Annotated in this window: 21 protein-coding genes and 1 pseudogene; 15 read left to right on the forward strand and 7 right to left on the reverse strand. The window is 53.0% G+C overall.

The genetic code is table 11. The features are described 5' to 3' along the window. Positions 1 to 6: 6 nt before the first annotated feature. The 13 genes from R9X49_RS20200 to R9X49_RS20260 all read left to right on the forward strand — a co-directional run bounded on the left by R9X49_RS20200 (position 7) and on the right by R9X49_RS20260 (position 14,142). Positions 7 to 1,020, forward strand: coding sequence for a 3-oxoacyl-[acyl-carrier-protein] synthase III C-terminal domain-containing protein (locus R9X49_RS20200; protein WP_319850075.1), 1,014 nt, complete (start codon positions 7 to 9; stop codon positions 1,018 to 1,020). Continuing rightward, positions 1,017 to 2,045: an NAD(P)-dependent oxidoreductase gene (locus R9X49_RS20205; RefSeq protein ID WP_319850076.1), complete on the forward strand. Its 1,029-nt coding sequence runs from the start codon at positions 1,017 to 1,019 to the stop codon at positions 2,043 to 2,045. Before R9X49_RS20200 ends, R9X49_RS20205 begins: the two co-directional genes overlap by 4 nt. Continuing rightward, the gene (locus R9X49_RS20210) at positions 2,038 to 2,844 is read left to right on the forward strand and encodes an MBL fold metallo-hydrolase (RefSeq protein WP_319850077.1); all 807 of its coding nucleotides are present in this window, start codon (positions 2,038 to 2,040) and stop codon (positions 2,842 to 2,844) included. The genes R9X49_RS20205 and R9X49_RS20210 overlap by 8 nt, the downstream gene beginning before the upstream one ends. Further along, a complete protein-coding gene (locus R9X49_RS20215; RefSeq protein ID WP_319850078.1) occupies positions 2,841 to 4,127 on the forward strand; it encodes a F390 synthetase-related protein in 1,287 nt (428 codons plus the stop codon). The genes R9X49_RS20210 and R9X49_RS20215 overlap by 4 nt, the downstream gene beginning before the upstream one ends. Further along, entirely contained in the window at positions 4,124 to 4,780 is a 657-nt protein-coding gene (locus R9X49_RS20220; protein WP_319850079.1) for a phosphatase PAP2 family protein, read from the forward strand. Before R9X49_RS20215 ends, R9X49_RS20220 begins: the two co-directional genes overlap by 4 nt. Positions 4,781 to 4,784: 4 nt before the next feature. Further along, complete coding sequence (locus tag R9X49_RS20225) at positions 4,785 to 5,909, forward strand: sterol desaturase family protein (protein WP_319850080.1); 1,125 nt, start codon at positions 4,785 to 4,787, stop codon at positions 5,907 to 5,909. After that, positions 5,902 to 7,041 (forward strand): acyl-CoA desaturase, encoded by a 1,140-nt coding sequence (locus tag R9X49_RS20230; protein ID WP_319850081.1) that lies wholly within the window; start codon positions 5,902 to 5,904, stop codon positions 7,039 to 7,041. The genes R9X49_RS20225 and R9X49_RS20230 overlap by 8 nt, the downstream gene beginning before the upstream one ends. Next, the gene (locus R9X49_RS20235) at positions 7,041 to 8,138 is read left to right on the forward strand and encodes an acyl-CoA desaturase (protein ID WP_319850082.1); all 1,098 of its coding nucleotides are present in this window, start codon (positions 7,041 to 7,043) and stop codon (positions 8,136 to 8,138) included. Before R9X49_RS20230 ends, R9X49_RS20235 begins: the two co-directional genes overlap by 1 nt. Positions 8,139 to 8,198: 60 nt before the next feature. After that, positions 8,199 to 9,128, forward strand: a complete 930-nt coding sequence (locus R9X49_RS20240) for a lysozyme inhibitor LprI family protein (RefSeq protein ID WP_319850084.1) — start codon at positions 8,199 to 8,201, stop codon at positions 9,126 to 9,128. A gap of 289 nt (positions 9,129 to 9,417) precedes the next feature. Further along, positions 9,418 to 10,857 (forward strand): aldehyde dehydrogenase, encoded by a 1,440-nt coding sequence (gene aldA / locus R9X49_RS20245; RefSeq protein ID WP_319850085.1) that lies wholly within the window; start codon positions 9,418 to 9,420, stop codon positions 10,855 to 10,857. 213 nt (positions 10,858 to 11,070) lie between these two features. After that, entirely contained in the window at positions 11,071 to 12,231 is a 1,161-nt protein-coding gene (lldD, locus tag R9X49_RS20250; RefSeq protein ID WP_319850086.1) for an FMN-dependent L-lactate dehydrogenase LldD, read from the forward strand. Between the two features lie 103 nt (positions 12,232 to 12,334). After that, positions 12,335 to 12,910: a GrpB family protein gene (locus tag R9X49_RS20255; RefSeq protein ID WP_319850087.1), complete on the forward strand. Its 576-nt coding sequence runs from the start codon at positions 12,335 to 12,337 to the stop codon at positions 12,908 to 12,910. A 17-nt stretch (positions 12,911 to 12,927) separates the two neighbouring features. Then, the gene (locus R9X49_RS20260) at positions 12,928 to 14,142 is read left to right on the forward strand and encodes an AI-2E family transporter (protein ID WP_319850088.1); all 1,215 of its coding nucleotides are present in this window, start codon (positions 12,928 to 12,930) and stop codon (positions 14,140 to 14,142) included. A gap of 10 nt (positions 14,143 to 14,152) precedes the next feature. Here R9X49_RS20260 and R9X49_RS20265 read toward each other — a convergent pair whose 3' ends face one another. Next, complete coding sequence (locus tag R9X49_RS20265) at positions 14,153 to 14,515, reverse strand: DUF596 domain-containing protein (RefSeq protein WP_319850089.1); 363 nt, start codon at positions 14,513 to 14,515, stop codon at positions 14,153 to 14,155. A gap of 40 nt (positions 14,516 to 14,555) precedes the next feature. Further along, entirely contained in the window at positions 14,556 to 14,942 is a 387-nt protein-coding gene (locus R9X49_RS20270; RefSeq protein ID WP_319850090.1) for a hypothetical protein, read from the reverse strand. A gap of 238 nt (positions 14,943 to 15,180) precedes the next feature. Between R9X49_RS20270 and R9X49_RS20275 the strand changes: the two genes are divergently transcribed. Next, positions 15,181 to 15,726: a hypothetical protein gene (locus R9X49_RS20275; RefSeq protein ID WP_319850091.1), complete on the forward strand. Its 546-nt coding sequence runs from the start codon at positions 15,181 to 15,183 to the stop codon at positions 15,724 to 15,726. 46 nt (positions 15,727 to 15,772) lie between these two features. Here the strand turns inward: R9X49_RS20275 and R9X49_RS20280 are convergent, their stop codons facing one another. From R9X49_RS20280 to R9X49_RS20300, 5 genes and pseudogenes are all read right to left on the reverse strand, one after another. Beyond that, positions 15,773 to 16,330: a hypothetical protein gene (locus R9X49_RS20280; RefSeq protein WP_319850093.1), complete on the reverse strand. Its 558-nt coding sequence runs from the start codon at positions 16,328 to 16,330 to the stop codon at positions 15,773 to 15,775. A 32-nt stretch (positions 16,331 to 16,362) separates the two neighbouring features. After that, positions 16,363 to 16,803, reverse strand: a complete 441-nt coding sequence (locus tag R9X49_RS20285) for a type II toxin-antitoxin system VapC family toxin (protein ID WP_319850094.1) — start codon at positions 16,801 to 16,803, stop codon at positions 16,363 to 16,365. Beyond that, positions 16,800 to 17,042, reverse strand: a complete 243-nt coding sequence (locus R9X49_RS20290) for a type II toxin-antitoxin system Phd/YefM family antitoxin (protein WP_095701176.1) — start codon at positions 17,040 to 17,042, stop codon at positions 16,800 to 16,802. The genes R9X49_RS20285 and R9X49_RS20290 overlap by 4 nt, the downstream gene beginning before the upstream one ends. Before the next feature lie 154 nt (positions 17,043 to 17,196). Beyond that, positions 17,197 to 17,289, reverse strand: a pseudogene (locus R9X49_RS20295) (type II toxin-antitoxin system prevent-host-death family antitoxin); the annotation flags it as partial. Between the two features lie 582 nt (positions 17,290 to 17,871). Continuing rightward, positions 17,872 to 18,174 carry a hypothetical protein gene (locus R9X49_RS20300; protein ID WP_319850096.1) on the reverse strand — a complete coding sequence of 101 codons (303 nt, stop codon included), beginning with the start codon at positions 18,172 to 18,174 and terminating at the stop codon, positions 17,872 to 17,874. A gap of 151 nt (positions 18,175 to 18,325) precedes the next feature. Between R9X49_RS20300 and R9X49_RS20305 the strand changes: the two genes are divergently transcribed. After that, positions 18,326 to 18,709: a hypothetical protein gene (locus R9X49_RS20305; RefSeq protein ID WP_319850098.1), complete on the forward strand. Its 384-nt coding sequence runs from the start codon at positions 18,326 to 18,328 to the stop codon at positions 18,707 to 18,709. Positions 18,710 to 18,713: the final 4 nt, after the last annotated feature.

Below are 18,713 nucleotides of genomic sequence, written 5' to 3' on the forward strand. Positions count from 1 at the left end.
TTGATATTGAAGACGCAAAGTCATGCATTTACTCAGGGATTGATTCCACTCAAGATTATTTCTACCGGCAGCGCGCTTCCCACGCAGCGGGTGACCTCGGCTGAATTAGATGTGCGGCTCAATAAACCCGCCGGTTATGTCGAAAGCCGTTCCGGTATTATCTATCGCCACCATGCGGATAATCATGCCAGCCAGGCAGAACTCGGTGTGACGGCGTTAAATGATGCGCTGGCGCGAGGCGTTATTTCTCCGGCTTCCATTGACCTGCTGCTGTTTGCTTCTGCGATTCCCATTCAGGCGCTGCCTTATAGCGCCAGCCATGTATTAAAAGCGTCGTCTTTGCCGAAAGGGACAGCCTGCTTTGATATTAACAGCAGCTGCGTCAGCTTTATTTCTGCGCTTCAGGTGGCGGCAGGGCTGTTAAATACCGGTGCCTATCGACGCATTGCCATTGTCTCTACCGAACTCGCGTCGCGCGGTATTGACTGGGATGACGAAGAGTCGTCGCTGATTTTTGGCGATGGTGCTGCGTGCGCGATTGTCGAACGTGGTGATGGTCGCAGCGGTATTGCGGCGTGTCTGCTGGAAACGTATCCGAAGGGCAGCGAGCTGTGCCAGATCCGCGCAGGCGGCACCTTGCGTAACCCGCGTGCGGGGATGGAACTGCATGACTTTCTGTTCCACATGCAGGGAAAACGGCTATTCAGGCAGGCTTCTGCCCTGATCGAGGGCTATCTGCAACGGTTGCTGGAGGCCAGCGGTTATTCACTGGATCAGATCGCGGCGGTGGTTCCGCATCAGGCCAGCCACCTGTCGCTGGAACACATGCGTAAGCGGCTGGCGATCCCGACGGAAAGGCTGATTGATATTTATCGCTACCACGGTAATCAGGTGGCGGCCTCGATTCCGACGGCGCTGCATCATGCCATCGTGACGCAACGCCTGCCTGAAGGGGAACCCGCGATGCTGGTCGGTACGGCGGCCGGGTTGACGCTGGGCGGCATGGTATTGATCCCATGAGGGTCTTCGTCACGGGCGCGACCAGTGGACTGGGGCGTAACGCAGTGGAATGGCTGCTTCAGGCCGGGCATCAGGTACTGGCCTGCGGGCGCGATCGCACGGTGGGGTTGCAGCTTGAAGCATTGGGCGCGCAGTTCGCCGGGATTGATTTGGTCGAAACCTCGGTCGAGCAGTATCGATTATTGATGACCGGCAGTGATGTCGTTTGGCACTGTGCTGCGAAATCATCACCGTGGGGCCAATATAATGATTTCTATCAGAATAATACTGACGTAACGGCACGGTTGGCCGACGTCGCTGGGCAGCTGGCTATCCCGCGTTTTGTGCACATCTCCACGCCGGCGATTTACTTCGATTATCAGCACCACCTGAATATTGATGAAAGTTACCGCGCGGCGCGTTTTGCCAATTACTATGCGCAGACCAAATTTCTGGCGGAAGAACGCCTTCAGGCGCTGACGTCGCGCTACCCGCAAACCACTTACGTGATTCTGCGCCCGCGTGGCCTGTTTGGCCCACATGATCGCGTGATCCTGCCGCGAGTTCTGGAACAGATCGCGGTAGGCGACGGTGTGCTGCGGCTCCCGCGCGGCGGCGAGGCGCTGCTGGATCTGACGTTTGTCGGCAACGTGGTGGAAGCGATGGCGCTTGCCAGCCAGCGAACGGGGTTAGTGTCTGGCTCGGCGTACAACATCACCAATCATGAGCCCGCACGCCTTGCAGATATGCTTGAGCAACTGCTGGTCGGGCAGTTGGCGATGAACTATCGCGTCAGGGCAGTGCCGTATCCGCTGCTGCACGCGGTGGCCGGTGGTATGGAGCTGTTCTCGTGGTTTAGCCGGAAAGAGCCGCTGCTGACGCGCTACAGCGCGGGAGCGGTGAATTTCGATATGACGCTCAGTGCGGAAAAAGCGCAGCAGGAGCTGGGCTATCAGCCGCGTTTTTCACTCCAGCAGGGCATCGAGTTAACCGGTGACTGGTTCAAAACACACCTTGCACAACGGGGCACTGACCGACATGGCTAAGATTTCAACGTTTGAAGTCGGGTACTGTCTACATCCCGGCTGCATGGCGCTGCGTGGCGCAGGGTGGAAAGTGTGTCGTTTTCCGGCACGCGTCTGGATGCTGGAAAGTCAGGGTAAGCGCTGGCTGTGGGATACCGGCTATGCCCAGCATTTTACCGATGCCACGCGTTCCGGTCTGTTCCAGCTATACCGCAGGATGACGCCGGTGCATTTCGAGACGAAAGACGCGCTGATTCACCAGCTACACGGGCAGGGTATTCAGCCTGCGGACATCGACGGCCTGATTATCTCCCATTTTCACGGCGACCATATCGCGGGGCTGCGGGATTTCCCTGACGTGCCGTTTATCTGTTCGGCGCTGGGATGGCAGCAGACACGGAATCTGCGCGGTTTCGCGGCCCTGAAACGGGCGTTTGTGCCTGCGCTGATTCCTGAACATTTCGAGCAGGCGCTCCAGTTTGTTGAAAACTTTCCGCTTAACGATCTGCCAGCCGAGCTGGCACCGTTTACGCAAGGTTATGCGTTGCCAGGTAGCGATAAAGAGATCGTGCTGGTGCCGCTGCCCGGTCATGCCGTCGGACACCTCGGCGCGTTTGTGCTGACTGAAAACGGCTGGGTGCTGCTGGCAAGCGATGCCGCCTGGTCGCCGCACAGCTATCGCGAAGGACGCGGGCCGTCGCGGTTGGCGAATCTGGTGATGGACGATCCAAAAGCCTATTACCGCACGTTGGATCAACTGCACCAATTGCATCTGAATGGGCAGGTCGAGATTCGGCTGTGTCATGAGGGCGACCTATGATTCCGCTGATGACGATCTGGCACTATTTCCGTGCCAGACGCCTCACCTTTGCCACCCGTCAGGCGCTTGAACGCCATCAGCAGCGCCAGCTTTCTCGCTTTGCACGGCGGGTGCTGGCGCGTAGCCCCTATTTTCACCCGTATTGCCAATTGCCGATTAGCTCGTGGCCGACGATGGATAAAGCCGTGATGATGGCCGAATTCGATCGGATGAACACCGCCGGGCTGAAGCGAGATGAACTGCTCGCCTGCGCGCGCCGCAGTGAGGAGGATCGTGACTTCACGCCGAATGTAAACGGGTTCAGCGTCGGGCTGTCGTCCGGCACCTCCGGGCAACGCGGCCTGTTTGTCGTCAGCCCGCGTGAACAGCAGGTGTGGGCGGGCGGCATGCTGGCGAAAATGCTGCCGGACGGCTTACGCGCCGGTGAGCGGGTGGCGTTGTTCCTGCGGGCGGACAACAACCTGTATCACAGCGTGGATAACCGCTGGCTCAGCCTGTCGTTTTACGATCTGTTTGCGCCATTTTCCGAACATCTTGCGCGGCTGGAAGCGTGGTCGCCGTCGATTATCGTCGCACCTGCGCAGGTGCTGCGCGAGCTGGCGTTGGCGGTAGCGCGCGGTGAACTGCACCTGTCGGTCAAAAAGGTGATTTCCGTGGCCGAGGTGCTGGAACCGCAGGATAAGCAGCTGTTGCAGCAGGTTTTCGGACAGGTCGGGGAAGTGTATCAGGCGACGGAAGGCTTTCTGGCATCGACCTGTGAACAGGGTACGCTGCATCTCAACGAGGAGTTTGTTCACATTGAGCCACAGTGGCTGGATGACGAACGCTTTACGCCTATCATTACCGATTTCACCCGCAGCACGCAGCCGATTGTGCGCTATCGGCTGGACGATGTGCTGGTGAAGCAAAAAACGCCCTGTGCGTGTGGCCGAGTGACGATGGCTATTGCCCGCATTGAAGGGCGCAGTGATGACAGCCTGAGATTGCCGGACAGTCACGGTGAACTTCAGACGGTGTTTGCCGATCTCTGTAGCCGGATTATCGCCAATGCGCTGCCGCTGCATGCCGACTATCGGCTGGTTCAGCAGGGAGAAACGGCGCTGCATTTATCTGCCGTGTGCAGCCTGCCTGAGCTGGAAGCCTGCCGGGACAGTCTGTCGCAGCAGTTTGCGTTACAGGGCATTGATGCGTCTCGTCTCCAGTGGCTGCTAACCGCCGGTGAGATTGCGCCGGAATTTACGCAAAAGCGCAGACGGATTACCCGCCTGAAGGAGGGAGCATGAGGCGATTCTCTCAAACCGCGACGCTGCTGCGGCTGAAAGCGCTGCTCTTCGGTTGGGGAACGGTCGGGGTGGTGTATCAACTGAGCGCACAGTTTCAGCGGCCGGGTACGGTGCTGCCGACGTCATTCGTTGATGAGTGGATTCCCTTTAGCCCTTCGGCTATCTGGCTGTATCTCTCTTTTTTCATCATCGTGCCGCTGTCTTATTTATCCTGCCCGATTGCGCGTCTGGCAGGGCTACGCCGGGCCACGCAGCTCACCGCCTTGGTTGCGGGCGTGGTGTACCTGATGTTCCCGACCACGATGGTGTATCCGTTGGTCGTCGGGGATGATTTTTCCACTCGTGTGCTACAGCTTTTGCTGCGTATCGACTCGCCACAGAATTGCCTGCCGTCGCTGCATATTGCGCTAACGGTGCTGGCGGTGTGGGCGATGAGCGACGGCCAGCAGAAGGTGAAAACCGGCTTGTATCTTCTGTGGGGAGCGGCGATTGCCTTTTCCATCCTGCAACTGCGCCGCCACCTGTTCATCGATCTGGTAACCGGCGCGATGCTGGCGGGAATCGCGGGATGGGTCTTTCTGCGTAACCGGGAGGCGGTGAAGGCCATTTCCCCAGCGGCTCCGCTGCCTAACGATAAGCGCCATCAGGAATGACATCATGATCGATTTAGCACTACCCATTGTTTTCATGCTGGTTGTGGTGATTGGCGAAGCGCTGGTTCTACAGTGGATGCAGCGTGAGAAGGTGAACTGGCATGACGTGGTTTTCAACCTGAATTCAGGGCATATCATGCTGTGGCTTTTTCGCAGCGTGGAAATTTTTTGCTATGGCTATGTCGCAGCGCATTTCAGTTTTGGCTGGGTGGAAACCTGGCCGCCGGTGCTGATGTGGCTGTTCGCGATACTTGCCTGGGATTTCGGTTTTTATTGGCTACATCGCCTGCACCATACCTTTGGTGTGCTCTGGGCGGTGCATGTGGTGCATCATCAGGGGGAGCATTTTAATCTGTCGCTGGGCGTGCGTAACTCCTGGTATTCCTCGCTGACCTCGATTCCGTTCTTCCTGATTCTGGCGCTGCTCGGCGTACCGCTGTACGTGTTCGTCACCGTATCCATCCTGCATTACAGCGTTCAGCTCTTTAACCATAATGCGATGACGCCCAAATTGGGCTGGCTGGAAAAAGTGCTGGTGACGCCGGCACACCATCGGGTACACCACGTGAATGATCGCGCTTATGCCGATAAGAACTTCGGCGGTACCTTCATTTTTTGGGACAAACTGTTCGGCAGCTTTTGCCCGCAGCTGCCTGACACGCCTTTCCGCTACGGTGCTGGAAAAGACACGCCATCGAAAAACCCGTTTTGGGCCAGTAACCTGCCTTTTATGCAGTACCTGAAGCTGTCGGTGCGCCGTACACGTCAGGCAACGTTTCGCTGTACGCCAGTGGCGTTGATTGCCGGAGCGATGCTGCTGTTTGCGCTGGTGGTGGGCTATGTCTACCTGTATGGCTACGGCTATGATTCCGCCGATCTGTCGCAGGCGGCGCTCTTCCTGCTGCTGGTGGCGGGTGCGGTGGCGCTGGGTGGGATTTCCGAAGGACGGCGCTGGGGCATTTACGTTTGGCTCGTGGTGGTGGTGCTATTCCCCGCTGTGTTTCTTGTCTATCTGGGCTGGGAAGCGCTCTACTGGAAGATTGCGATGCTGATGTTGGCGCTGCACGGGCTGGCGATGGCGGCTGGCTGGGGCCGACATCCTCTGACTGGAGAGCATGAAAATGGCTAATGTGCTTCCCGCCAGGCCATATCCGGCTCAGGGGGAACAGGCTTTTCATCGGGCATTACAGCGAGAAACGTCGGCCTACCTTCGTGCTAACCACGATCATCGCTTTGCCGATAGCGGGCAGTTTATTAAGGCCGGATTACTCTTTTTATGCTGCATCGCCTGTTATGCCCTTTGTTTAGTGCAGCAGGTGGCGTGGGCGTTTTTCCTGAGCTATTTTTCTTTCATCATGCTGTCGATGCTATTGAATATCATCGTGAATCATGACGCTTCCCATAATACGTTTTTCCGCAATCGAACGCTTAACCGCGTAGTAGGACGAATAGTGACGTTGCCGTTAGGCATCGATCCTGACTACTGGCGTTTGCGCCATGTGGACTTCCACCATATTTATCCGAATGTGGAACATTACGATCTGGATACGGAAGAGAATGGGGTTTTTCGCCAAACGCCTTTTCAGCGTCACCGCGCCTACATGCGCTATCAGCACCTCTACTGGCCGCTAGTCGCGTCGTTGTCGCTCCCTTATATCGCCTGGATTTTTGACTGGGCCGATCGTCTGGGTAAAACCCCGGTTAACGCTCGCGTGGTGCAATCAGGCTATCGCGGGTGGATGATTTTTATCGGCAGTAAAGTCGGCCATATCCTGCTGTTGCTGGCGATTCCTATCATCGTTGGGGGAGCGAATGGCATTAGCCCTGGCACCGTATTGTTAAGTTATTTGCTGGGTCAGATGTTAGCCTCGCTGCTGGTGGTATTTTTACTACTGGGTACGCACTGGGCTGAGGCTGAGTTCTATGCTGTGACCGATGCGGAGGCCATGCCTCAGGGCTGGTATCAGCACAACTTTGCGACCGCCTGTGACTGGCTGCCGACGCCGCGCTGGCTTGAGCACTGGACGGGAGGGTTAAACCTGCACCTGACGCACCATCTTTTTCCGGGGTGGCACCATCGCCATTATCCCGCGCTCGCCGCTATTTTACGGCGCGTTGCCGCCGAGCATGGCATGAACTATCGCTGCATTACCTATCGTGAGCTACTGGCGAGTCAGCGTCGGTTTCTAAAATCGATGGGCGAGGGGAGCGATCAACATACGGTGAAACATGCCGCACCACCTACACCAGAGGAAGAGTGATGCCCGCACCGCTGAAGCCGCTACGCTATGAGCAAGGTCGCGATCTGGCGTTGCATCGGGCGTTGATGAAGGCCGCGAATAACTATCTGGCGGAAACGGGCGACCACCGTTTTGCCAACGCCGGATTTATCGGCAAGACGGTGTTTCTGGTGGCGCTGTGTCTGACGTTTTATGGTTTCAGCCTCCGGCAGACGACGCTATGGGGTTTTACGGGCTGCTATTTTGGCTTTATTTTTACCGCCATGTTTCTGGCGGTGAATGTGATACATGATGCCTCGCATAACGTCTTTTTCCGGCGGCCGTGGGCGAATCGCCTGCTCAATATCGTGGTGAGTATTCCGCTCGGCATGGATTCCGACTGCTGGCGAGTGAGGCATGTGATTTTCCATCATGCACACGTGAATGTGCAGCACTACGATCTGGATATCGAAGAGAACGGCGTCTTGCGGCAATCGCCCTACCACCGGTTTCGCTTTTTTATGCGGGCCCAGCGCTACTACTGGCCGATGGTGGCGTCGCTGACCTTCCCCTGCATCATCTGGTTTTTTGACTGGATCGATCGCGCGGGGAAAACGCAGGTGACGCGCAATATGACGCTTCAGGGCATGAAGGGCTGGGGTGTTTTCCTGCTTTCAAAAGCGCTGCATGCCCTGCTGGCGCTGGCGATTCCTTACTGGCTGTTGTCGCCGACAGTCGTTAGCGTCAGTTCGCTGCTGCTGGTTTATCTGCTGAGCCAGATGCTGTCGTCGCTGATTTTTGTTGTCCTGATTCTGGGGTCGCACTGGGCAAAAGGAACGTTCTATCAGGCACCGGAAGATGGGTTATTCAGGCATGGTCGCTATCAGCATGTCTTTTCCACCACAGTGGATTGGTCTACCCGTCCTGCCTGGCTTGGTTATTGGCTCGGGCAGCTCAATATGCACCTGACTCACCATATTTTCCCCAACTGGAATCATCGGCATTATCCCGCGCTGTCGAAAATTATTGCGGACGTTGCGCCGCGTTACGGCATTGATTATCAATGCATTACGTTAAAAGCGATTTTGGTTGAGCAACAGCGCTTTCTTAAAAAAATGGGAAATGGCAGTAAGAAATAGCCCGTTATCTCTATTTATTAATAAGTTAGATTTTCATCTGTATTCAAGGAGCGATACTTCATGCGTTATTTATCTCTGGCCGTTTCATCCCTGCTGTTCTTTTTTACCTCGTCCGTCTGGGCCATGGATTGCAGCAAGGCCAGCACAGACAGCGAGAAAATGATTTGTGCCAGCAGCCGTTTACAGCAGCTCGATGCGGTATTAAACAAGGCCTATCAGGGTTACGTGAAAAAGGCAGACAACGCGCAGGCGCGTCAGGAGCAGCGCGCGTGGCTGGCCGAGCGTGACCGCTGTAAGGATGACGTTTGTCTGGGGAATGAGATGGTTTCTCGTATTCAGACGCTTTCCGGGAGTGAAAATATCTCCCTGATTACTCAGGCATCAGACCAGTGGGACTTTGTGCTCAGCGTGGCGACGTGCGATCTCGACTCTTCTTACTCAACCTGTGAAGGCCCCGGCACGCTGGATATCTTTAAGAAAGGGCGCGGTGAGCTGTTCCAGCGTATCACGATGGAAAATATGTTCATCGAGCTGAACAAAAAAGGTGAGGTAACGGCGAATCTGGTTGAGGTCTACGGCGAGAACAACAGCGGTCTGGTGATTGATGACGCTAACTTCGATCGCCACGCGGATATCATAGTGCGTAATGGCAACAGCGGGGCTTACGGCGGGCCGTCTTACGATGTGTTCCTGTTTGATGTGGAAAAGCAGCAGTTCACCCTGAATGCGTCGCTGACTGAGTTAGCCAGCACCAACCTCGGCTTGTTCGATATCGATGAGAAAAGTAAGATCATTACGACGTTTACCAAAAGCGGCTGCTGCTGGCATCAATGGTCTGCCTATCAGATCGCCAATAATCAGCCTGTCCTGATTGCCGAAACCACGGAAGCCTATTCCGAAGAGAAACAGGCGATGGTCGCTACCACGCGCGAGCTGGTGGGCGGCAAGTGGAAGGTGAAGGAAGAGATCGTAAAAACCGACGAACAGTAATATTTCCTGCTTCATAGACAGGCGCCGTGGTTGAATGCGGTGTCTGTCACTGCTTCGTTTATTCCCCCTCCGTTGTCGTTATTCCCGTGTTCCCCGAGACTTTGCAAAAGTGTTACGTCAGGCGTGCTCAGCATGACTTTTTTGCCACTTGCTAGACTGAGATGGCAGCCATGAAAAGGTAAATGCCGCGCAAAACGCGCAGCATGGCAAAACTTCACAAAAAAGACGTGTTTTATTAACAACTCGTTTATGCGTTGTATTCTCTAACCCTACTTTGGAGATGCCTGACATGAGCACCACCCAAAAACGTATGTACATCAACGGTGAGTTTGTTGAAAACAGAAGCGGGAAGTGGATTGATGTGGTCAACCCGGCCACAGAACAGGTTATTTCACAGATCCCGGAAGGGTCCGCTGACGACGCAAAGAGAGCGATAGAGGCAGCAGAAGCCGCACAGCCGGGCTGGGAAGCGCTGCCTGCGGTTGAGCGCGGTGTCTGGCTGCACAAGATTGCCGATGGTATCCGCGAGCGTGAAGCCGAACTGACCGATACTATTATCGCGGAAGGCGGTAAGACGCACGGTCTGGCGCAGACGGAAGTGCTGTTCACCGCTGACTACCTCGACTACATGGCGGAGTGGGCGCGCCGTTATGAAGGCGAAATCATTCAGAGCGACCGCCCGAATGAAAACATCTTCGTTTTCCGCAAAGCGATTGGCGTTACGACCGGTATTCTGCCGTGGAACTTCCCCTTCTTCCTGATTGCGCGTAAAGCGGCACCGGCGCTGATTACCGGTAATACCATCGTCATCAAACCGAGCGAGATCACACCGAATAATGCGGTGATTTTCGCCGAAATTATTCACAAAATTGGCCTGCCGAAAGGCGTCATCAATTTCGTTACCGGCTACGGACCAACGGTCGGGCAAGAGCTGGCTGCTAACCCGAAAGTCGGCATGGTTAGTCTGACTGGCAGCGTGGCGGCGGGGATTGCGACCATGACGGCGGCGGCGCAGAACGTCACTAAGGTGTCGCTGGAACTGGGCGGTAAAGCGCCAGCCATCGTGATGGACGATGCCGATCTCGATCTAGCCGTGAAAGCGATTGTCAGTTCCCGCGTCATCAACAGCGGGCAGGTGTGTAACTGTGCTGAGCGTGTTTACGTGCAGAAAGGCATTTACGACGAGTTTATCGCGCGTATTAAAGCCGCGATGGAGCAGGTGACTTTCGGCAACACGGCGGAGAAAAAGGCGCTGGATATGGGGCCGCTGATCAGCGCGGCGGCGTTACAGCGTGTGGAAGACAAAGTCGCAAAAGCGGTATCGCAGGGCGCGAAAGTGCTGCTCGGTGGCAAGCGCGAAAGCGGTACGGGCTATTTCTACCCGCCCACGCTGCTGGTGGACGTGAAACAGGAGATGCCGATCATGCACGAAGAGGTGTTTGGTCCGGTGCTGCCCGTCGCCACCTTCGACACGCTGGAAGAGGCGATTAAAATGGCGAACGACAGCGAATACGGCCTGACGTCGTCGATCTATACTCAAAACATCAACACCGCGATGAAAGCGCTGAAAGGGCTGAAGTTCGGCGAAACCTACATTAACCGTGAGAACTTCGAGGCGATGCAGGGCTTCCATGCGGGCTGGCGTAAATCCGGTGTGGGTGGGGCGGACGGCAAGCACGGCTTGCAGGAATATCTGCAAACGCATGTCGCGTACCTTCAATTTCACTAACAGGCAATTTCACTAAAGTCATGCCGATCGTTTAAGCATCGAGATACACGGGGCGACCACAGGGGTGAGGTGTCCCTGCGGGAACCTCCCCCTGTGTTTCCCCTAAAAACGGACTTAAGTGAACAGTATGAATTCCACTAAAAGCAGCTCCAGTAACGGTCATTCCACTTACCGTAACAGTGGCACAAACAAGAAGAAGGATGGGAAAGGACGATGATCATCTCTGCTTCAACGGACTACCGGGCGGCGGCGCAGCGTAAGCTGCCGCCGTTTCTTTTCCACTACGCCGATGGCGGTGCGTATGGCGAGCACACGCTTAGGCGTAATACCGCCGATCTGGCGGATATCGCGCTGCGTCAGCGCATCCTGAAAAATGTTTCCGACCTTAGCCTGGAAACACAGCTGTTCGGCGAAAAACTGGCAATGCCGGTGGTGCTGGCGCCCGTTGGCCTGACCGGTATGTACGCCCGACGCGGCGAGGTTCAGGCTGCCCGTGCCGCGGCACAGAAGGGCATTCCCTTTACGCTGTCTACCGTCTCTGTCTGCCCGATTGAGGAGGTGGCTCCCGCTATCGATCGGCCGCTGTGGTTCCAGCTCTATGTGTTAAAAGACCGTGGTTTTATGCGCAATGTGCTGGAACGCGCGCAGGCGGCAGGGGTCAAGACGCTGGTGTTTACCGTGGATATGCCGACGCCGGGCGCACGCTATCGTGATGCCCATTCCGGCATGAGCGGCCCGAATGCGGCGATACGCCGTGTGTTGCAGGCGATGGTGCATCCACAGTGGGCATGGGACGTTGGCCTGAACGGTAAACCGCACGACCTGGGCAATGTCTCCGCCTATCGCGGCACGCCGACGACGCTGGAGAACTATATCGGCTGGCTGGCGGAGAATTTCGATTCCTCTATTTCGTGGCAGGATTTGGCGTGGATTCGCGAAATGTGGAAAGGGCCGATGATCATCAAAGGCATCCTTGACCCGGAAGATGCCAAAGAAGCGGTCAGGTTCGGCGCAGACGGCATTGTGGTTTCCAACCACGGTGGTCGTCAACTGGACGGCGTGCTATCGACGGCACATGCATTGCCAGCTATCGCCGATGCGGTGAAAGGTGATATCACCATTCTGGCGGATTCCGGTATTCGCACCGGTCTGGACGTGGTGCGCATGATTGCGCTGGGGGCGGACAGCGTCATGCTCGGGCGCGCGTTTGTCTACGCGTTAGCGGCGGCGGGCGAAGCGGGCGTGGTTAACCTGCTGAACCTGATCGAAAAAGAGATGCGCGTGGCGATGACGCTTACCGGCGCTAAAGCCATTGCCGACATCACCACCGACTCGCTGGTGCAGGCGACCCGGCAGCGATTGGATGGCTTCTAAGCACGAATCACGTGGTGAGCGTCTCTCGCCGCGTGATGGCTTTGAACCTTCCCCTGAACGTTGGTAGCCTTTACGCGATAACGCTGCGTTGGGGGAGAGGTGAATGGGTGGGCGCATAATTACCGTGGTGGATTACGATCCACAGTGGGCAACGAAGTACGAAACGGCGGCGCGAGCGATAGCACAGGCGCTCGGTGAGGTCGCGGTGAGACTTCATCATATCGGTAGCACGGCCGTGCCGGGGCTACCCGCCAAACCAGTGATTGATATGCTGCTGGAAGTGGTCTCGCTGTCCGATTTGGACCGATTGGATTATGTCATGGTCGATTTGGGCTATCGTCCCCGTGGAGAAAATGGGATCGCGGAGCGTCGTTACTACACTAAGGGCGGCGATGATCGTACGCATCACCTGCACGCCTTTGTGGTGGGTGACGAGCATATTCAACGGCATCTGGTTTTTCGGGACTATCTGCGTGCAAACCCTGCTGTATGTACGGAATATGCGGCAATAAAGCGTGCTGCCGCACAGGCTTGTGACAACGATGCCGCACGATATAGTCAGTTAAAAGATGACTTTATCGCGATGCTGAGGCGCTTGCGTAGCCATTTCCTCCGAATCCGGCGTTTTTTCCTATATTGCAAACGCCCCACTTCGTTCTATATTTCGAGGGCAGATTGAACGAAGGGGAAATCGTTGTGAATATTAAAGGGCTTACGAAGGGATTCTTCATCCTGATCTTATTTGTCGTCACGCTGGCGTTTTTTGACATCCTGGCGCCGTATTATTCCGCCATCTTGTGGGCGGCGGTGTTGGCCATCATCTTCCATCCGCTGAAAAGCAAAATTCGGCAAAAATTGAACGATCGCAACGGTGTTGCCTCGCTGCTGACTGTCCTGATCATCTTCCTGATCGTCTTCATTCCATTGGGGGTCATTGTTTCCTCGTTGGTGGTTGAGATTAACGGGGTTTACACCCGATTGCAGGACAGCAATACGCAATTCCCAGTGGTGCTGGCGGAGCTGCTTCAGCATCTGCCGAAGTGGGCGCGGCATTTTCTGGCGGAACACAATCTGGATAACGCCGCCAAAATACAGCAAGAGCTGTCTCAGGTTGCGCTGAAAGGTGGGCAATATCTGGCGGGAAGCGTGCTGCTGATCGGTAAAGGCACATTCACCTTCTTCGTTGGTTTCGGGGTGATGCTCTACCTGCTCTTTTTCCTCCTGAAGGACGGCTCTTATCTGGTGAACCTGATTCTGGAATCGCTGCCGCTTTCCACCCATGTTAAGCACCACTTGCTGGTGAAATTTGCCGCCGTATCTCGGGCGACCGTAAAAGGCACCGTGGTTGTGGCGATTGTGCAGGGGACACTGGGCGGTATTGCTTTCTCCATTGCAGGGATAGAAGGTAGCCTGCTGTGGGGCTCGCTGATGGCGTTCCTGTCGCTTATTCCTGCCGTGGGGTCGGCGATTATCTGGGTGCCAGCCGCGATCTTCCTGTTCGCGACGGATATGCTCTGGCAGGCCATCTTCATTGTCGCGTTCTTCGTGCTGGTGATTGGACTGGTCGATAACATCCTGCGTCCGCTGCTGGTGGGGAAAGACACCAAAATGCCGGATTACCTGATTCTGATCGCCACGCTGGGCGGTATGGAAATCTACGGTATCAACGGTTTTGTGATTGGCCCGCTGATTGCTGCGTTGTTCATCGCCTGTTGGAATATTCTCTCCGGGCGTGACAATCAGGAGAATATTGAAGGCATTGACGAGGATTTTATCGAGGAAGGCCGCCTGTACGCGAGTTCGGCGAACCCCGAAGAAACTGATGCGGCGGTGAGTCAATCGTCGGACCGCAAGGCGGTAGCTGAGCCAACGGCGGAAAGTCAGGATGCGGAAAAGAAGAAAGTAGAGTGAGCCGCCTACGCTAAGTCCAAATCTCTTGCCCCTCGGGCGTGATCCACACCACGCCTGCTGGGGCTTTGGCTAAGAACCACAGGCCAAATTCATCGACATCATCACATTCATCATTGGATTCATTCGGTGGAAAGGCGTTGCGGAGCCGATCGACCTGATGTCTCACTTCGCCTTGCAGGTATGCGCCCTGACTGGCGAGCCTGATTCGACCCTCTGCAATGAGGCGCTCCAGTAGCGTGAAAAACAGCGCCTGACGCTGCGCGTATGTTAGCGGTTTGGCTCTACACTCCACCGCAATGTGTTGCCATATCGCGCCCATCGACAGCCCGTATGCGCTGGTCGTGACAGCATCGTAGATCTTGTTGTCATCCATCTCGCTCGCTGCTTCCTGTTTTTGTCAGAGGCTGATGTTTCTAACGCGTAGGGTCGTAGGCATTTATTTCATGGCTCCACGGAATCACATGGTCGTCGACCGCGACGTGCCATTCGCAGTGCGTCAGAGCGGAGCGTATTTCGGATAAACACTGGCACCAATGCTGAACGCCAACCCAGGTGGCTTCCTCGTCATTATCGGGAAGTTTGGTCGAACCAGAGAACACGATCCCTTTCCTGAATACGTTACCGGTTTTTACGTTGAGGGCGAAATCAAATGACTCCCAGTTTAAACCTTCTGCGGCTGTCAGATATTTCTCAATGTGTTCATCAACGGAATGGCGTTTGACAATCTCCTTTACGGCAGAGATCTCTTTTGGGCTCAGGGATTTTTTACGTCGTGCGGTGTAATAGAGCGAAATTGCCATGTTGCCTCATTTATACCCGTCATACTTCAAGCTGCTTGTGCGTTGGCTGCCCTTACTCACCCCAGTCACTTACTGGTGTAAGCTCCTGGGGATTCGCGCAGTTGCCGCCTTCACGCAACTCGAATTATTTAGGGTATATTAATAGTGTTTAAGGTGAGGTAATAGAGCATAAATTTTCGAATAAAAAACGACGTAAAATAATCAGGAAGTTCTGATTTTATAAAGGTAAGGGACGGTTATGTTTGGGAAAATGCTGCTGATAGGAATGGGTGCGGTATTACTTAGCGGATGTTCGGTCGCAACCTATAGTCATAAGCTGGAAGATTATCAGGGAGCTGACCGCGTTGGCATCACGTTCGATAATCGCAATCTCGACTATATTCGCGTTTATCCGACGACGGATAGATGTATTAATATTGATGCGCCAGAAAATGGCTATACCAATAATGCATTTGGGTTCCAAACTAAACTCAATAATAAAGAACTCGGCTTCCCGGCTATTCCGGAAACGCCAACGATGATTCGTGAATTCTGGGTCAGTGCACAACACAATATTGCGGTCAGAATGATTGCTGCGAATGGCGGATTTAGTACCGTGACCTTTAAGCCAGTGGTGGGGAATTACTATTATGTTACTGGTAAATTTGTTGATGCTTATTCGCCACGCCGCATTGAAGTCTACGAAGTATTCAAAACCGAGAAGGGCTACTACGACCGCCGACCGGCCAAAGATTTGATGCTGAAAAACTGCGGTGGATTTGATTCCAGAGCGCATAAGTTTTAATGCTGCTCTCGGCCAGACGCGATCTGTCTGGCCGCCTTCACTGTGCTTAGGTGAGCTGTTTCCCGGTAAACGTACCGGCATACCAGGCGTCCATCACCGACAGCAGGTTTTCCACTTCCTCGACGGTCAAGCCATAAGAATCAGCCGTTTGATGAGGTTTAACAACGAGCAGCGCAACATCGGCACGCGTGTGCAGGTAATCAAACTGATATTCCACCTCCGTGTTGTAAAACAGGCTTCCGCCAACGTTTCCGGCTTTGCGTAATTGCTTGATCTGTTTATCTTGCGCGTTCGGATCTTCTGCCCAAATCAGGAAATCACGCAGCGGCTGCGTTTGGCGCGAAAAATCATCACGCGTGAAGCCGAAATAGGCATAGCGCTTTCCTACCACTAACGCGATTTTGCTTTTATCGTCGGTAATCCTGACGTTAAAAGAACGCTTATCTACAGTACAGTCGCGAAACTGCGGCTTGTACTCACAGGCAGAAAGGTTCTTAGCTTCATACACTTCGTAAAGGCGCATCGTGGCGTATTTATCGAAGGTGGTGAGCGCCTGACAGCCGGTTAAGACAAGAAGGATGAGCGGGAGGACGAGATAACGCATGTCGGTTGTTTTTCCCTGTTTTCACTGATGTACTAACAGCACTCGATCACGTTGATATACCCTGAACAATACTTGATGATATTTCCATCGTTCGTTATTAATGCCAGACCTTCTATTTTAGCCTGAGAGACTAACATTCGGTCAAACGGGTCTTGGTGCATTTCGGGTAAGTCAGCGAGGTTATAGGCGTGAGTTGCATTCATCGGAAGCTCCAGATAACCCGCTGATAATAAACCTTTCGTCATAGCCTCAGCATCAATGCTGAAGCTAGGTTTGTTCAATGCAGTTTTGATTGCTATCTCTTGTATACTGACGGAAGAGAAGTAAAAACGGTTATTGTCATCGGAAAGAATGGCGATTGCCTCGCTGCTAAGTTTTTCCGGCTCTCCTGCTAACCAAATCAACGCGTGCGTATCTAACAAGTAGCTAGTAGAGCGTCGTTTTGGTACATCGTCCTTGTTGATTGTCATCATGATTTCCCATTGAACATGTCGATAATTTCTTCTTTATTCAGATCATTAAAATTATCTGGGGCTGAAACTTGGCCCTTCATGAAACCAATGCGTGGCGTTTTCTCAGTAACGGTAAGGGGAACGATCTTAGCTACAGGTTTACCGTTGCGGGCGATAACATAGGATTCTCCCGTTTCTGATACATGATTGATAATTTTTGAGAAATTGGTCTTTGCCTCGTAGAGATTGATTTTTTGCACAGGTCCTCCGAAGAGTTGGTCAAATTCTTCAAAAAAGTTGGTCTACATGAATCTAGTCTACTGGTCATTTAAGAGTTGGTCAATCTGTGACCGATTAAAGTGTGGGTAGATTTTGGCGCTATTGTAGGGACACAGCCCTATTTTGTTGTATGTCTCATCGGTCGTTCAGCGCCTCGATGGTATGGCCGTGGCGCTGCATGATGAGAGAAAATTCGGCATCTAACTTGGCATTTTGGTATGCCTTTATGTCCGATTTACCAATTGTGTCGACAGGCTTTACGCCTCTGTGGGGTGCTACGACTGTATCCAGCATCGGAAGATGCCGTGTCTCTGATTTTGGCTGAGGTGTCGGTTCGCATCGTATTTTCCTGACTCGTGCATTAGTTGCTTCATTAATGGATTTAATTGATAGAGTATCACTCTAGTAATTGAAACCGCATGGTTTAACAATACATATATACCAATTATACATATGTATAATTGGTATATATGTATTGTTAATGTAGTGACAGCGGTTTTTCGCTCGATAGCATTTTTTGGTAATTATAACTTCCATAATAGATTAATGCTTATCTTACGATAATAATTTGAGCTTTAAATAAATTATTATCGTAATATGGAAAGGTGAGTAGTATTTCTTAAGATGTTTTCTTTTTAAATTCTTATTTGTATTTTTGACGATCAAGTAGCTTCGATAAATGTTATATGTGGTTTTCTTTGCGGGTTTTATAAGGACAGAATAGCTGGAATTTTCTCTATTTTAGAAGGAATAAGGACAAAATTCCAGCCAATAAAGACAGTTATCCTTATTGGCTCTGATAGGGGCAGTTTAGATGGGATTTGCTATGTGAATTGATGAAGTTTGTCCGCTGATTACCATCAGCGCAGGGATCAGGTGCGCACAGGCGCTGAAATAGGCGCTGAGTTGGGGCAGCTGCTCCGTGTTAGCTTCTGCTGTCAGTGATTCGCTAAGATACTGTAAACCATGGCACAACCCTTCAACCGACTCAGCGGCGATTGCGCTGAAATCGTCACGCTGAGCATGACTAAGGTGATCAACGGGTAGCGAAGCGATGAGGTCTCGGAAAATGGTAATGGAACTCTCGGTAATGGCTGCATTTGTCGTGGTCATTGGCGATCCTCCTTGAAAGTCAGTGTCGCCAATTGTCGATGCTTTTTACGGGTTCAGATACTACGAGTTTCGTAGCCATTGACTTGGTAGTCATAGAAATTAAAAACGCACTGAAAACAGAGCGTTGTGGCAGCCAGTGGAATAGGGTGGAATGAATCTTAATATTGAACTAGACAAATTCGTTGATAAATTTGATGAATCTGGTTTCTCAGAAACAGAAATCACTGAGCAGTCTTATCTTTTTTGTGCAGAATTATATATTAAATACCAGCAAGACATAAAAAACCTGACATTTTCAAATCGTGAAGTGGTGCTGAGTTTTCTACTTCTTTCCTACCATTGCCATATCGAAAAAATCAGTGGTGATTTGATAGATAAATATCGTTTGAATAAATTTTTTCTCTCCATTATCAGATTTATTATCAATAATGGTGGAAGAACAGAGCGAATTCATACCCATGAGAAAAAGAAATATAACGCTAACAAGCTGATGAAAGCTTCAACGAACGTCAGGAAGATCGGCTGTCGATTATAATAGA

Origin of the sequence: Pectobacterium carotovorum, from assembly GCF_033898505.1 — a bacterium.
GTDB classification, from domain to species: domain Bacteria; phylum Pseudomonadota; class Gammaproteobacteria; order Enterobacterales; family Enterobacteriaceae; genus Pectobacterium; species Pectobacterium carotovorum_J.

What these genes read in the sequence shown, in the direction of transcription:
- R9X49_RS20210 (WP_319850077.1), top strand. Translation starts at nt 2,038, where the DNA reads ATGGCTAAGATTTCAACGTTTGAAGTCGGGTACTGTCTACATCCCGGC.
- R9X49_RS20300 (WP_319850096.1), bottom strand. Translation starts at nt 18,174, where the DNA reads ATGACCACGACAAATGCAGCCATTACCGAGAGTTCCATTACCATTTTC.
- R9X49_RS20225 (WP_319850080.1), top strand. Translation starts at nt 4,785, where the DNA reads ATGATCGATTTAGCACTACCCATTGTTTTCATGCTGGTTGTGGTGATT.
- R9X49_RS20230 (WP_319850081.1), top strand. Translation starts at nt 5,902, where the DNA reads ATGGCTAATGTGCTTCCCGCCAGGCCATATCCGGCTCAGGGGGAACAG.
- R9X49_RS20255 (WP_319850087.1), top strand. Translation starts at nt 12,335, where the DNA reads ATGGGTGGGCGCATAATTACCGTGGTGGATTACGATCCACAGTGGGCA.
- R9X49_RS20220 (WP_319850079.1), top strand. Translation starts at nt 4,124, where the DNA reads ATGAGGCGATTCTCTCAAACCGCGACGCTGCTGCGGCTGAAAGCGCTG.
- R9X49_RS20215 (WP_319850078.1), top strand. Translation starts at nt 2,841, where the DNA reads ATGATTCCGCTGATGACGATCTGGCACTATTTCCGTGCCAGACGCCTC.
- aldA (WP_319850085.1), top strand. Translation starts at nt 9,418, where the DNA reads ATGAGCACCACCCAAAAACGTATGTACATCAACGGTGAGTTTGTTGAA.
- lldD (WP_319850086.1), top strand. Translation starts at nt 11,071, where the DNA reads ATGATCATCTCTGCTTCAACGGACTACCGGGCGGCGGCGCAGCGTAAG.
- R9X49_RS20270 (WP_319850090.1), bottom strand. Translation starts at nt 14,942, where the DNA reads ATGGCAATTTCGCTCTATTACACCGCACGACGTAAAAAATCCCTGAGC.
- R9X49_RS20275 (WP_319850091.1), top strand. Translation starts at nt 15,181, where the DNA reads ATGTTTGGGAAAATGCTGCTGATAGGAATGGGTGCGGTATTACTTAGC.
- R9X49_RS20240 (WP_319850084.1), top strand. Translation starts at nt 8,199, where the DNA reads ATGCGTTATTTATCTCTGGCCGTTTCATCCCTGCTGTTCTTTTTTACC.
- R9X49_RS20205 (WP_319850076.1), top strand. Translation starts at nt 1,017, where the DNA reads ATGAGGGTCTTCGTCACGGGCGCGACCAGTGGACTGGGGCGTAACGCA.
- R9X49_RS20305 (WP_319850098.1), top strand. Translation starts at nt 18,326, where the DNA reads ATGAATCTTAATATTGAACTAGACAAATTCGTTGATAAATTTGATGAA.
- R9X49_RS20235 (WP_319850082.1), top strand. Translation starts at nt 7,041, where the DNA reads ATGCCCGCACCGCTGAAGCCGCTACGCTATGAGCAAGGTCGCGATCTG.
- R9X49_RS20285 (WP_319850094.1), bottom strand. Translation starts at nt 16,803, where the DNA reads ATGATGACAATCAACAAGGACGATGTACCAAAACGACGCTCTACTAGC.
- R9X49_RS20280 (WP_319850093.1), bottom strand. Translation starts at nt 16,330, where the DNA reads ATGCGTTATCTCGTCCTCCCGCTCATCCTTCTTGTCTTAACCGGCTGT.
- R9X49_RS20265 (WP_319850089.1), bottom strand. Translation starts at nt 14,515, where the DNA reads ATGGATGACAACAAGATCTACGATGCTGTCACGACCAGCGCATACGGG.